General features: G+C 66.0%; 15 protein-coding genes. 9 read left to right on the top strand and 6 right to left on the bottom strand.

Annotated features, from left to right (window positions below; all coding sequences use genetic code 11):
- Positions 1 to 5: 5 nt before the first annotated feature.
- A complete protein-coding gene (locus AC3WJB_RS07330) occupies positions 6 to 545 on the bottom strand; it encodes a chemotaxis protein CheW (RefSeq protein WP_492680141.1) in 540 nt (179 codons plus the stop codon).
- Positions 546 to 689: 144 nt separating this feature from the next.
- Complete coding sequence (pilG, locus tag AC3WJB_RS07325) at positions 690 to 1,052, bottom strand: twitching motility response regulator PilG (protein ID WP_492683128.1); 363 nt, start codon at positions 1,050 to 1,052, stop codon at positions 690 to 692.
- A gap of 383 nt (positions 1,053 to 1,435) precedes the next feature.
- Between pilG and gshB the strand changes: the two genes are divergently transcribed.
- The 7 genes from gshB to AC3WJB_RS07290 all read left to right on the top strand — a co-directional run bounded on the left by gshB (position 1,436) and on the right by AC3WJB_RS07290 (position 7,993).
- Positions 1,436 to 2,413, top strand: a complete 978-nt coding sequence (gene gshB, locus AC3WJB_RS07320; protein WP_492683126.1) for a glutathione synthase — start codon at positions 1,436 to 1,438, stop codon at positions 2,411 to 2,413.
- Complete coding sequence (locus tag AC3WJB_RS07315; protein ID WP_492683124.1) at positions 2,410 to 3,270, top strand: energy transducer TonB; 861 nt, start codon at positions 2,410 to 2,412, stop codon at positions 3,268 to 3,270. The genes gshB and AC3WJB_RS07315 overlap by 4 nt, the downstream gene beginning before the upstream one ends.
- Positions 3,271 to 3,319: 49 nt before the next feature.
- A complete protein-coding gene (locus tag AC3WJB_RS07310; protein ID WP_492680139.1) occupies positions 3,320 to 3,889 on the top strand; it encodes a YqgE/AlgH family protein in 570 nt (189 codons plus the stop codon).
- A complete protein-coding gene (gene ruvX / locus AC3WJB_RS07305; protein WP_492680137.1) occupies positions 3,886 to 4,335 on the top strand; it encodes a Holliday junction resolvase RuvX in 450 nt (149 codons plus the stop codon). The genes AC3WJB_RS07310 and ruvX overlap by 4 nt, the downstream gene beginning before the upstream one ends.
- A 31-nt stretch (positions 4,336 to 4,366) precedes the next feature.
- A complete protein-coding gene (locus AC3WJB_RS07300; protein ID WP_492680135.1) occupies positions 4,367 to 5,293 on the top strand; it encodes an aspartate carbamoyltransferase catalytic subunit in 927 nt (308 codons plus the stop codon).
- Positions 5,294 to 5,375: 82 nt separating this feature from the next.
- Entirely contained in the window at positions 5,376 to 7,166 is a 1,791-nt protein-coding gene (locus tag AC3WJB_RS07295) for a hypothetical protein (RefSeq protein ID WP_492680133.1), read from the top strand.
- Positions 7,167 to 7,237: 71 nt separating this feature from the next.
- On the top strand, positions 7,238 to 7,993 hold the full coding sequence (locus tag AC3WJB_RS07290; RefSeq protein WP_492680131.1) for a Bax inhibitor-1/YccA family protein: 756 nt from the start codon (positions 7,238 to 7,240) through the stop codon (positions 7,991 to 7,993).
- A 70-nt stretch (positions 7,994 to 8,063) separates the two neighbouring features.
- Here AC3WJB_RS07290 and AC3WJB_RS07285 read toward each other — a convergent pair whose 3' ends face one another.
- A complete protein-coding gene (locus tag AC3WJB_RS07285) occupies positions 8,064 to 9,236 on the bottom strand; it encodes a PilT/PilU family type 4a pilus ATPase (protein ID WP_492680129.1) in 1,173 nt (390 codons plus the stop codon).
- Between the two features lie 63 nt (positions 9,237 to 9,299).
- A complete protein-coding gene (locus AC3WJB_RS07280; RefSeq protein WP_492680127.1) occupies positions 9,300 to 10,337 on the bottom strand; it encodes a type IV pilus twitching motility protein PilT in 1,038 nt (345 codons plus the stop codon).
- Positions 10,338 to 10,664: 327 nt separating this feature from the next.
- On the opposite strand from AC3WJB_RS07280, the gene proC reads away from it, so the two are divergent.
- Positions 10,665 to 11,489 carry a pyrroline-5-carboxylate reductase gene (gene proC, locus AC3WJB_RS07275; protein WP_492680125.1) on the top strand — a complete coding sequence of 275 codons (825 nt, stop codon included), beginning with the start codon at positions 10,665 to 10,667 and terminating at the stop codon, positions 11,487 to 11,489.
- The gene (locus AC3WJB_RS07270) at positions 11,486 to 12,061 is read left to right on the top strand and encodes a YggT family protein (RefSeq protein WP_492680123.1); all 576 of its coding nucleotides are present in this window, start codon (positions 11,486 to 11,488) and stop codon (positions 12,059 to 12,061) included. Before proC ends, AC3WJB_RS07270 begins: the two co-directional genes overlap by 4 nt.
- Positions 12,062 to 12,076: 15 nt before the next feature.
- On the opposite strand, the gene AC3WJB_RS07265 is transcribed toward AC3WJB_RS07270, so the two are convergent.
- Positions 12,077 to 12,526: a secondary thiamine-phosphate synthase enzyme YjbQ gene (locus AC3WJB_RS07265; protein WP_492680121.1), complete on the bottom strand. Its 450-nt coding sequence runs from the start codon at positions 12,524 to 12,526 to the stop codon at positions 12,077 to 12,079.
- Positions 12,526 to 13,113, bottom strand: a complete 588-nt coding sequence (pdxH, locus tag AC3WJB_RS07260; protein WP_492680119.1) for a pyridoxamine 5'-phosphate oxidase — start codon at positions 13,111 to 13,113, stop codon at positions 12,526 to 12,528. Before pdxH ends, AC3WJB_RS07265 begins: the two co-directional genes overlap by 1 nt.
- Positions 13,114 to 13,263: the final 150 nt, after the last annotated feature.

Below are 13,263 nucleotides of genomic sequence, written 5' to 3'. Positions count from 1 at the left end.
GCGGCTCACGCCGCAGCCTGACGGAAATCCGGTGCGCGCACCAGCCGCTGCATGCTGAAGATCGCCAGCCGGGGCTCGCCCACGCAACTGTCCACAAACCTGGCCAGCCGTGGATCGCGCTCAGGCACCGCAGTGCGATGTTGCTCCTCATCGACGATGCGCTGGCCATACACCTCATCCACCATCAGGGCCACGCTGCCGTTGCCCTGGCGCACCAGCAACAGTCGCGTGCGTTCACCCTGCTGCGTACGCTGGCCAAACAGGAAGCGCGCCAGATCGACCACCGGCACCAAGTTGCCGCGCACATTGGCAATGCCCAGCAGCCAGGGCTGCGTACCCGGCACCGGTGTCAGCTCCGGTACGACCAGCAACTCGCCGATCTCATCGATCCCGCTGGCAAACAGGCGTTCGCCCGTCCGAAAACCGATGCCGCGCCAGCTGCCGGCCAGCGCCGGATTCTCCGCCAGCCCCTGCGCATGCGTGAGCGCCAGGCGCTCATAGCGCGCCAGCACGGCAAACGGGTCGTGCGCGCCGGCGTCAGTCATGTCGCGTCCGCGGCGCGGCACCCATCCGCGCCCGGGTGCGAGCGGGCACGACCGGGCCCGTCGCACGACCTACACCGCGGGTGGCAAGTGAAACGCGAACGCTGATCATGCTGGACATCGACGTCTCTCGGCGCATGCCTGCGATCAGGCCGCCACGGCACTCACATGGCGGCGGATGGCCCCAAACAATTCATCGCGGGTGAAGGGTTTGGTCAGGTATTGCTCGGCGCCGACAATGCGGCCGCGAGCCTTGTCGAAAAGGCCATCCTTGGAGCTGAGCATGATGACCGGCGTGCCACGGAACTCCGGGTTGTTCTTGATCAGGGCACAGGTCTGGTAGCCGTCCAGGCGCGGCATCATGATGTCGACAAAGATGATTGCCGGCTTCTGATCCGAGATCTTCGCCAGCGCCTCGAAACCGTCGATCGCGGTCAACACCTCGCAGCCTTCCTTTTTCAGCAAGGTCTCGGCGGTGCGCCGGATGGTCTTGGAGTCGTCGATCACCATCACCTTCAGTCCGGCCAGCTGCGTGCTTGAGTTTGGATCCACGCGATTCCCCGACAATCCGTCCGAAGCGGACTCCATTGCAGTATGCAACACCCATACCAAGTGATATGTGCGCCAAAACACAAAGGCGCGTCCGCACCAAGCCAGTGCCGCGCCAGCCACACCATCTTCGTTGTGTACCGCCTGTCGCTCGAGGCTGTCAAGCGAGAGCGGCGCAACTGCCGGATTTTTGGCACTACCCGCCGCACAGCGGCAGCATCCGACGGCTGGCGGACGGATACCGCGCCATCCTTCCCGCACCCGGCGGCGCTTCGGCTTTACCATGGAGCCCATAGCGTCGCCGCGCACCCGGCTGGCGTCGCCCCACTGCCGAGGTAGCCATGATGCCGTTGTCGATTGCCATATTGATGGACCCGATCGGCGCCATCAAAGTGGCCAAGGACACGAGTCTCGCCCTGTTGCTGGAGGCCCAGCGCCGCGGCCATACGCTGTACTACATGGAGCAGCGCGATCTGGCCTTGCGTGACGGCGTGCCTTGGGCGCGGCTCGCGCCTTTGGCGGTGAAGGATGACCCCACCGGCTGGTACACGCTCGGCCAAGCGCAGTGGCGCGACCTGCGCGAGCTCGACGTGGTGCTGATGCGCAAGGATCCGCCGGTCGACAGCCAGTTCATCTACGACACCATGGTGCTTGAGCAGGCCCAGCGCGCCGGCGTGCTGGTGGTCAACGACCCGCGCGCACTGCGTGATTGCAACGAGAAGCTCTTCGCCCTGCAGTTCCCGCAATGCACGGCTCCGACCCTGGTCAGCCGCGACGCCGTGGAACTGCGCCGCTTCGCTGCCGAGCAGGGCGACGTGGTGCTGAAGCCGCTCGATGGCATGGGCGGGCAACGCATCTTTCGCGTCAAACCCGGCGACCACAACCTGAATTCGATGTTGGAGACCTTGCTTGGCGGCGACGGCCACGGGCATGGCACACAACTGGCGATCGCGCAGAGGTACATCCCGGAAATCACCGCTGGCGACAAGCGTATCCTGGTGGTCGATGGCGAGCCGGTGCCTTGGGCGTTGGCGCGTATCCCGCAAGGCAACGAGTTCCGCGGCAACCTCGCCGCCGGCGGACGGGGCGAAGGCATGGCGTTGTCCGAACGCGACCGCTGGATCGTGCAACAAGTGGCGCCCGAACTGCGTCGGCGCGGCTTGTTGTTCGTCGGCCTGGACGTCATCGGCGATTACCTCACGGAAATCAACGTCACCTCGCCAACCTGCGCGCGCGAGTTGGATGCGCAGTTCGGACTGAACATCAGCGCGCAGCTGTTCGACGTGATCGAGCCGCGCTGCCGCGCGCACAAAAACGGCTGAACATGGCGACCGATACGGCCGCTGCGCCCAATCCCCTCAGCGCCACCGCCTTGTTCTCGCTGCTGGTTCATGGCGTGCTGTTGTTGGGCATCACTTTCCACTTTGCGCACCCTGCGGCCCAGCCGACTCTGGACGTCACTCTCGTCAACGTGGCGAACCGCGAGACGCCCGAGCAAGCGGACTTCCTGGCCCAGGCCAGCAACCGCGGTGGCGGCGACAGCGACCGCGCCGCCCGCCCATCGCAGCTGTTCTCCGGCACCCTGCCACGCCCCGATCCCGGAATCCTCCCACGCCCGGTCAAGGCCAGCGCGCCACCGGCGCAGGAGGCCACGCCGTCGCGCCAGGTCACCAGCACCGGCGCCAGTTCGTTCCGGGTGCGCAGCGACAGCGCGCAGGCCCGCCACCGCGCCGAGGCGGCGCCGCCCGCGGACGAGCTGCAGCGCGAGGCGGCCATCGCCCAGCTGGCTGCCGAGGTGCGGGCGCAAAACAAGGCCCTGGCCAAACGGCCAGTCAAGAAATTCATCTCCGCCAGCACCAGCGAGTATGTGTATGCCAGCTACATGCGGGCCTGGTCGGACAGGGTGCAGCGCGTCGGCAACCTCAACTATCCCGAACGTGCGCGCCAGCACAAGCTGTACGGCGACCTTCTGCTCACTGTGGGCATCAACCGCGACGGCAGCATCCACAGCATCACCGTCATCCAGAGCTCAGGCCAACCAATCCTGGACGAGGCGGCCGAGCGCATCGTGCGCCTGGCCGGCCCGTTTCCGCCGCTGCCGGCCAGCACCAAGGTGGACGAGCTCTACATCACGCGTACCTGGGAATTCCTGCCGGGGAACGTGCTGCGCAACAAGTGAGCGCCACGCCGGCTACGCGTCACTTGCCGGCCGGCTTAGAATGGCGGGCATGAGCAGCGAGACATCGCATACCCTCACCGGGCACTTCCTGATCGCCATGCCGCACCAGGCCGAGCCACCGTTTGCCCGTGGCGTCGCCTTGCTGTGCCAGCACGATGCCGACGGAGCCGTCGCCCTGCTGGTCAACCAACTGTCGCATTACCGTTTCGGCGACGTGCTGGCACAGATGAAACTGCACTGCAGCGATGACGACCTGGCACATGCCCCGGTATTGATTGGGGGCCCGGTGCAGCAGGAGCGCGGCTTCGTATTGCATCGTGAACGTGGCGCCTGGGAGTCGAGCTACCGCATCGGCGACGCCTGGTCGGTAACCACCTCACGCGACATCCTGGTGGCGATGGCCGCCGGCGAGGGGCCGCGCGAGGCGGTCATGGTGCTGGGCTATGCCGGCTGGGACGCCGGCCAACTGGAACAGGAAATCCGCGCCAACGTTTGGCTCACCACCGAGGGTAGCAGCCGCATCGTATTTGAAACCCCGTTGGAGGAGCGCTGGAGCGCCGCCGCCGGCCTCGTAGGAGTGGACCCGCGCCAGCTGTCCGGCTACGCGGGACACGCGTGAGTTCTGTGCTTGCCTTCGATGTCGGCAGCCGCCTGACTGGCGTGGCCATCGGCAACCGCCTGACCGCCAGCGCCAGGCCGCTGGCGACGCTGCCCATGCGCGAAGGCAGCCCAGACTGGCAGCAGCTCGACCGCCTACATGCAACTTGGCAACCCGAAACCCTGGTGGTCGGCTTGCCACTGCGCCTGGATGGCAGCGAGCAGCCGGCCAGCCGCGTCGCCAGGCAATTTGCCGCCGCACTCGGCGCGCGCTATGGGCTGCCCGTGGTATTCGAGGACGAGCGCGACAGCTCGCGCGAGGCTGCGCAACGCTTCGCCCAAGGCCGGGCGGCCGGTTCGCGCCGGCGCAGCCAGCGCGCCACGATCGACGCCGACGCGGCTGCCATCATCCTGGAACGCTGGCTGCAGCACAGTGCAAGCCTGGCGTCGCAAACCCCTCCACCCTGATCCGCTGCAGCCCACCTGACGACCTTTGCCCATGAGCCCCCGCCTGCGCCACCTCACCACGCTGGACCAACTTCCCCGCAGCACGATCGAGCGCCTGCTGGACAGCGCCGAGCGGCTGCGCGACGCCTGCGCACACGGCACGCGCAAGCTCGACGTGCTGGCCGGACGCACGGTGTTGACCATGTTCTTCGAGCCCTCGACGCGCACCCGCACCTCGTTCGAGCTTGCGGCGCGGCGCCTCGGCGCCGACGTGGTCAACCTCAACATCGAGCTGTCCTCGGTGCGCAAGGGCGAGGAGCTGGTCGACACCCTGCATACGCTCGAGGCCATGCACCTGGATGCGATCATCGTGCGCCATGCCCAGGCTGGCACTCCCGATGCCATGGTCCGCCTGGCCATGAGCGGCGTCTCGGTGATCAATGCCGGCGATGGCGAACACGCGCACCCGACCCAGGGCCTGCTTGACGCGCTCACCATCCGCCAGCACCGACCCGATTTCTACCGACTCAAAGTCGCCATCTGTGGCGACATCAAGCACTCGCGCGTGGCCCGCGCCGACTTGCGCGCGCTGACTACGCTGGGCGTGCAAGACGTCCGCCTGTGCGCGCCGCCGGCCATGTTGCCGCCGACGGAGGAATTTCCCCAGGTGCAGCACGTGGTCGATTTCGACCAGGCCATTGCGGGTGTCGATGCGGTGATCATGCTGCGCCTGCAAAAAGAGCGCATGCAGGCCACTGAATTGCCCGACCTGGCCGCCTACTTCCAGCGCTACGGCCTCGATCAACGGCGGCTTGCGCTGGCTGGCGAGGGCTGCCTGGTGATGCACCCGGGGCCGATCAACCGCGGTATCGAGATTGCTTCCGAGGTGGCCGACGGGCCGCAGTCGCGCATCCTGGAGCAGGTCAGCAACGGCGTGTTCGTGCGCATGGCGGTGCTGAACGAGGTGCTGGCACGCTGAAACGTTAGACGCGGCTTTCACCTGGGGGTTGGGGCAAAGCAGGCATAATGGGCGGCGCCGCAACTACCATCCTGGGCCCTCCATGCAACTCACCACGCGCCTCCTCTTGCTGGCGCTGACAGGCGTCCTGCTTGCCGCCTGCTCCTCCAAGGACAAGAACGCGCCATTGGCTTTCGCCCCGGCCGATACGCCGTACGTGGTGGCCAACATCGACACGCTCGACCGCGGCACGCGCAAGGCCTTGCTGGTGCAGGCCGATGCGCAATTGCCATCGCAACTGGCCAGGCTCAACGCCATGGCCGACCGCCTGCAGGAGCAGGACCCCGACGGTGCCAAGCTGCTGCATGCCTTGGCGGCCGAGTTCAAGGGCAAGACGGTCGAAAGCTTCGCCGAGGCGGCCGGGATCGAACTCGAAGGCCGCTTTGCCCTGTACGGCATCGGCCTGGCACCAGTGGCGCGCCTGGCGTTGGACGACCCCAAGGCATTCGACAGTTTCATCGCCAACCTGGAGCGTGCCTACGGCAAGCCGCTCGAGGTGCACCAGGAAGGCCAGCAAACCTATCGCGCGCGCAGCTTCGCCAGCTCCGGCACGCAATTGATCATCGCCACCCAGGGCAAGCAGGCGGTACTCGCGCTGCTGCCGGCAAACGCCGCCAAGCCGCTGTTGCGCCAGGCCCTTGGCCTGGAGCGGCCAGCCAAGAGCGTGCAGGACAGCGACCGCTTGAGCGACCTGGCCAAGGCCAAGGGCTACCGGAAATATCTGGTCGGCCAGCTGGACATGACGCGCCTGCTGCCGCTGCTGCTCGGCGGCCAGGATCCCCTGCTGCACGCCGTGCAGGTCGCCCATGCCGAAGCGACCACGGCCAAGACTGGCGAGCCGGTCGCTAACCAGTTGCGCACAGGTCCGACCTGCGTGGCCGAAGCCACGCGCATCGCCGCCCGCGTGCCCGCGGCCAGCTTCGGCTACACCACGCTCACCGCCACGCGCCAGGACGCCCGCCTGGACATTGCCCTGGCCGCAGACATCAGCAAGGCCTTCGCTGGGTTGCAAGTGTCCCTACCCGGCCTGGGCGGCCACGGCGCCGACGCGGCGCCGTTCGACGTGGCGCTCGCGCTGCCCATCGCCGCCCTGCGCGAGTTCTGGTCGACCCAGGTCGACGCCGTGGCTGCCAAACCGTTTGCCTGTCCCGAGCTCACCGACCTCAATGACAGTTTTGCCACGCTCGGCCAGTGGCTGCAGAAGGCTGCCATACCGCCGTTTGGCGACCTGCAGGGCATCGGCCTGGCGCTGGACAGCCTGCAGCAGGTCAAGGACGGCGGCATGCCGAAGATGTCCGGCCGCCTGCTGGTGGCCAGCAACAATCCAGCCGGCCTGTTCGCCATGGGCCAGATGACCGTACCCTCGCTGACCCGGGTCAAGCCCGTAGCCGGTGGCCCGCCGCAACCCTTGCCGCAGGACCTGGCGACCATCATCGGCCAGCCGGCCTGGCTGGCCCTGACCGACAAGGTATTGGCGCTGGGCGTGGGCGCCGGGGAAGACGTCAAGCTGGCACAGGCGCTGAAGGCTCCCGTCGGCGAGCCGGGACGCACGGCCCGCATGCACCTCAGCGGGGCGATGTACCTGCAATGGCTGCAGCTCATGGACCAGCAGGCTGACAAGCTGGCCGGCGCGGCGGCAATCCTGGGCAAGGGCAGCGAGCCTGCGGGCAGCGCCAGCGCGGCTGACGCCGCCAGCATCGCGGCCGACGTCGCACAATCCAAAGCGCAACTTGCCGCCATGCAGCTGCAGGCCGCACGCATCGCCGACATCAACGCGGAAATGCACGTCGATGGCGACGGCATCGTGCTGACCAGCGCGACGACAATGAAGTAAGCTGACACGCGCTACACCCCAACGCGGCGGCAGATACAACCGCTGCCGCGCCACCCCCTGCGGAGGAAATCATGCAAAGCGGCAACCCGGCCCTCAACAAGAACACGTTCCTCGATGTAGGCAACGGCGCCATCCTCGCCCATGGCGGCGACGCGATGACCGTGAACGGCACCGTGAACAAGACCGGATTCCTGCTCATCCTGGTATTGGTCGGCGCCATGTACAGCTGGTCGCAATATGCCGGCCCGGCCAGCGTGTCAGCACTGATGCCGATGATGTTGGGCGGCATGATTGGCGGCTTGATCCTGGCCTTTGCCACGATCTTCAAGAAGACCTGGGCGCCCTATACCGCGCCGCTGTACGCGGTGGCCGAAGGCGTGTTCATCGGCGCGCTGTCGGCGATTTTCGAGGCCCGCTATCCAGGCATCGTGATGCGTGCCGTCGGCCTGACCTTCGGCACCATGGCGGCCATGCTCCTGGCCTATCGCAGCGGACTGATCCGGCCGACCGAGAAGTTCAAGCTCGGCGTCGTCGCCGCCACCGGCGGCATTCTGCTGCTGTACGTGGTGAATTTCATCATGGGCTTCTTCGGCCACTCGATGGACTTCATCAACGGCACCAGCACGATGGCGATCGGCTTCAGCGTGGTGGTGGTGATCATTGCCGCGCTGAACCTGATCCTTGACTTCGACCTGATCGAGACCGGGGCCCGTGCCGGCGCTCCCAGGTACATGGAGTGGTACGGCGCGTTTGCGCTGGTGGTCACCCTGGTCTGGCTGTACCTGGAAATCCTGCGCCTGCTCTCCAAGATGCAATCGCGCAACTGAGCCCGCTGTTTTCCCCTCTCCCAGCAGCGGCCGTAGGGAGTCCCTTGCGCGGGAGAGGGGAAGCGGGACCTCAGCGATTGAGCATGCTGTGGCTGCCACCCAGGTTCTGCGCATCGCTGGTTTCCTCGATCTCGACGCCATCCATGCCTTGCGACAAGGTATGCGCGTCGCCCCCCTGTGACAGCTTGATGCGCAGGCGCACCTCGTTGGTGCTGTCGGCGTAGCGCAGGGCGTCCTCGTAGGAAATGTCCCCGGCCTGGTACAACTCGACCAGGCTTTGGTCGAACGTGCGCATGCCAAGCAGCGTCGACTCCTTCATCACTTCCTTCAGCTTGTGGATTTCGCCCTGGCGCAGGTAGTCCTGCACCAGCGGCGTGCCAAGCAGGATCTCCACCGCCACGTGCCGGGACTTGCCGTCCGGCGCGGGGATCAGTACCTGGGCCACCACGCCTTTCAGGTTCAGCGACAGGTCCATCAACAGCTGCTCACGATGATCCTCGGGGAAGAAATGCTGAATGCGGTCCATCGCCTGGTTCGCGTTGTTGGCATGCAGGGTGCACAGGCACAAGTGCCCGGTTTCGGCGAAGTTGATCGCGTGCTCCATGGTCTCGCGCGTACGCACCTCGCCAATCATGATCACGTCGGGCGCCTGGCGCAGGGAGTTCTTCAGCGCGTTTTCCCAGCTGTCGGTGTCCACCCCGATCTCACGCTGGGTGATGATGCAGTTTTCATGTTTGTGCAGGTACTCGATCGGGTCCTCGATCGTGATGATGTGTCCGGTCGAATTGAGGTTGCGGTAGCCGATCATCGCCGCCAGCGTCGTCGACTTGCCGGTGCCGGTGCCGCCGACGAGGATGACGATGCCACGCTTGGTCATCGCCAGTTGCTGGATCACCTGTGGCAGGTGCAACTCCTCGGTGGTCGGAATCTTCGCCTCGATCCGGCGCAATACCATGCCCACGCAGCCACGCTGGTAGAAACACGACACGCGGAACCGCCCCACGCCCTGCGCGCTGATCGCGAACTGGCACTCATGGGTCTTCTCGAACTCCTCGCGCTGCGCCGGCGTCATCACGTTGAGCACCATGTCGCGCGCCTGCTGCACGCTGAGCGGGCTCTGGGTCACCGGCCCGATGCGCCCCTGCACTTTGAGCGAAGGCGGTACGCCGGCGGTGATGAACAGATCCGAGGCCTTCTTGTGCACCATCAGCTTGAGGAACGAGGTGAAGTCGAAATCGCTCATGGGCGGTACCCTCGGCAAACGAATCGTTGAATTGCGTCCCGCAGCATATCGGCACGCGGGCGGCTATTTGAACTGGTCCTTGTTCTTCGCATAGCTGGAGGCCTCCTGGCGCGAGACCACGCCACGCTTGACCAGGTCCTGCAGGCACTGGTCGAGCGTCTGCATGCCGAATTGCTGTCCAGTCTGGATCGAGGAATACATCTGCGCGACCTTGTCCTCCCGGATCAAGTTGCGGATGGCAGGGATGCCAACCATGATCTCGTGCGCCGCCAGGCGTCCACCACCCACCTTCTTCAGCAGCGACTGCGAGACGACCGCCCGCAGCGACTCGGACAACATCGAGCGCACCATTGGCTTCTCGCCGGCCGGGAACACGTCGATGATGCGGTCGATCGTCTTCGCCGCCGAGCTGGTGTGCACGGTGGCAAACACCAGGTGGCCCGTCTCCGCCGCGGTCAAGGCCAGGCGGATCGTCTCCAGGTCGCGCAACTCGCCCACCAGGATAAAATCGGGGTCCTCGCGCAAGGCAGAGCGCAGCGCCTCGTTGAAGCCCAGCGTGTCGCGATGCACTTCGCGCTGGTTGACCAGGCATTTTTGCGAGGTGTGCACGAATTCGATCGGGTCCTCGATCGTCAACATGTGCCCGTATTCAGTCTTGTTGATATGGTCAACCATGGCCGCGAGCGTGGTGGACTTGCCCGAGCCGGTCGGTCCGGTCACCAGGATCAAGCCTTGCGGCTGCTCGATCAGGGTCCGGAAAATCGGCGGGCAGCCGAGTTCTTCGAGCGTCTGGACCTCGGCCGGAATCGTGCGGAACACGGCACCGGCACCGCGGTTCTGGGTGAACGCGTTGACCCGGAAGCGCGCCAAGCCTGGAATCTCGAAGGAAAAATCGGTCTCCATGAATTCTTCGTAATCGCGCCGCTGTTTGTCCGACATGATGTCGTAGATCAGCGCGTGTACCTGCTTGTGCTCGAACGCCGGAATGTTGATCCGGCGCACGTCGCCGTCGACGCGGATCATCGGCGGCAGACCCGCCGACAAGTGCAGGTCAGACGCCTTGTTCTTGACCGAGAACGCCAGCAATTCCGCAATGTCCATCGCCCTAGCCCCTGTTTGCCCGTATGTATGAATGATGCGCCTGCATGCGTCGTGCCATGTTGCACGCCCGCGGCGGCGATCGACCCCGAGGCCAAGCCCGGACCCGCTTCGCCTCGCTCACGCAGCTTGCTGGATGGTACTAGGAGTGCGGGCGGAAGAAACCAGACAGGCGCGTTGGACGATTCAGAGCAGCTTGCCCGCCGCCCGGCAAGAGCTCCTCCCCCACTCCGGACCACGACGCAACGCTACGCAACGGCCGCCGGGAGTTTGCCGCCGGCCGCACTGCCGCTAAGGTATTCGATTCGACGCCACGACCGGAGCGGGTAAATGATCAGGATTGCCTTCATCGGCGGTGGCAACATGGCCCGCAGCCTGATGGGCGGCATGCTGAAGACTGGCGTGGCGCCATCGGCCATCACCGTCGCCGAACCCGCTGCCGAGACGCGCGAATTGCTCGGCCGCGAACTTGGCGTCGCCGCCTACGCCGAACCGGCGCCCGCCATCGCGGACGCCGAGGTGATCGTCCTGGCCGTAAAACCGCAGGCCCTGCCAAGCCTCACCACGGGGCTGCGCGACGCGCTGCAGCGCCAACGGCCGCTGCTGATCTCGGTCGCCGCAGGGGCCCGCTTGCATCAGCTGGAGCGCTGGTTCGGCAGCGGGCTGGCCATCATCCGTTGCATGCCCAACGTGGCAGCGCTGATTGGCGCCGGCGCCAGCGGACTGTGCGCCAACGGCCGCGTCAGCCCTGCACAGCGGGCCTTGGCCCAACATATCCTGGGCACGGTCGGCCTGGCGTGCTGGGTCGACGACGAAAACCTCATGGACACCGTAACCGCCCTGTCCGGCTCCGGGCCGGCCTACTTTTTCGCCCTCACCGAGTATCTGGTCGCAGCGGCGACAGCGCAGGGCCTACCTGCTGCGACAGCGCGTATGCTGGCCGCCCAAACCTGCCTCGGCGCCGGCCGTATGCTCAGCGAAAGCGGGGAGGACCCGGCCCTGTTGCGCGCCCGGGTCACCTCACACCATGGCACCACCCCGGCGGCGCTGGACAGCCTGGCGGACAGCGGCCTGGCCGGTATCGTGGCCCACGCCATGGCCGCTGCGAGGCGGCGTGGTACGGAACTCTCGGATCAGCTGGATCAATACGCATGAGTTACCTGGCGAATGCCGCATCCTTTCTGCTCGGACTGGCTTGCGACCTGGTCGTGGTATTGCTGTTGGCACGGATCGCGGCCGAGGCTTGCCGGGCCGACTTCTACAACCCGCTGAGTCAGCTCATCTACCGCTACACCAATCCCGTGCTGGCACCCATCCGTCGCGTGCTGCCGAATTGGCGGCATCTCAACCTGGCTGCCGTGCTGCTGGCCTGGGCCGTGCTGGTCCTCAGGCGGCTCTTGTTGTTTGCCCTGCTCGGCGTCATGCCGAGCGTGCCCGGGCTGCTGCTCCTGGCCCTGGCCGACCTGCTCGACTTCGTGCTGCTGTTCTACATCGTGTTGGTCTTCGGCTGGTCGCTGCTCAGCATGTTTGCCGCCGACCGCCGCCAGCCGCTGCTGCGCCTGGCCGAATGCATCGTCTCACCGCTGCTGCGGCCGCTGCGCGGGAAGCTGATCGCCGGCAACATCGACTTCGCGCCGATGGTGGTGCTGATCGCCCTGTTCCTGGCCCGCATCCTGGTCAGCGCGCCCTTGCTCGACCTCGGCACCGGGCTCGCGCTCGGCGCCTGAGCCGCAAAGTCGCAGTTATCCTGCGGGATTCCGCTGCGCGCCCAGCACGGTCACCACCACCGTGCGCCGATGTGGCTGCCGCCGGTGTTCCCACAAATAGATGCCCTGCCAGGTCCCCAACTGCAGCCGGCCCTCGCCCATGGGTACGGTCACGCTCACGCCAGCCAGGATCGAGCGGATGTGCGCGGGCATGTCGTCGGGTCCCTCGGCGGCATGCCGGAAGAGCGGATCACCATCGACCACGGTGCGCGCAAACCAGTGCTCCAGGTCTTCGCGCACGGCCGGATCGGCATTCTCGCCCAGCAGCAGCGAGCAACTGGTGTGCGGCACGAACACATGCACGATACCGGTGCTTGCCGCGCAATCGGCAACACGCCCGACCACCTCAGCGGTGATGTCGGTGAAGCCACGTCCCGGCGTGGCGACCTCGAAGCGTGACTGCAGCAGCTCACTCACGAGGCGCATCAGGGGTAGAGCAGACGGCTCGTCCAGGTCTTGCCATGCCGGTTCCAGCGGACCCGGTGATGCAGCCGGAATGCCGCGCCGTACCAGAACTCCAGCATGTCCGGTTCGACCAGGAAACCACCCCAGTGCGGCGGACGGGGCACTTCCTGGCCGTCGAACTCGGCCTCGTAGCGCGCGACGCGCTGGTCAAAAGTGGCCTGGTCAGGCAAGGTCTGCGACTGCAGCGAGGCCCAGGCGCCGATTTGGCTGTGGCGCTTGCGGCTGGCAAAGTAGACGTCCGACTCGGCATCCTGCAGTTTGCGCGCCAACCCTTCAACACGCACCTGTACACCCTCGCGCAGCTGCTTCCAATGGAAATTCAACGCCACCTGCGCGTGCACCGCGAGCTGGCCGCCCTTGTCGCTCTCATAGTTGGTATAGAAACGGAAGCCGCGCCCGTCCACGCCCTTCAGCAACACCATGCGCGAAGAAACGTGACCCTCGCCGTCGACCGTGGCAAGGTTCATGGCCGTCGGCTCGCGGTCGTCGCTGGCCACGGCCTCCTCGAGCAAAGCGGAAAACGTATCGAGCAGCTCGGGACTCAGCATGGAGACAAAACCTTCCGTGTACATCGTAGTGAACGCGCGGCGCATGCAGCGCGGGGTTCTCGTTCATAATAAACCAATGTCCAACTGCAACCACAGCAAATCGGCGTGGCCACGGCGTGCCGCTTCATCCGGGCCAGTACCAGCCCGGCA

The organism is Rhodanobacter sp. FW510-R10, assembly GCF_058781105.1.
The sequence above is the reverse complement of the archived record's forward strand: the minus strand, read 5'-3'. Positions and strand labels throughout refer to the sequence as shown.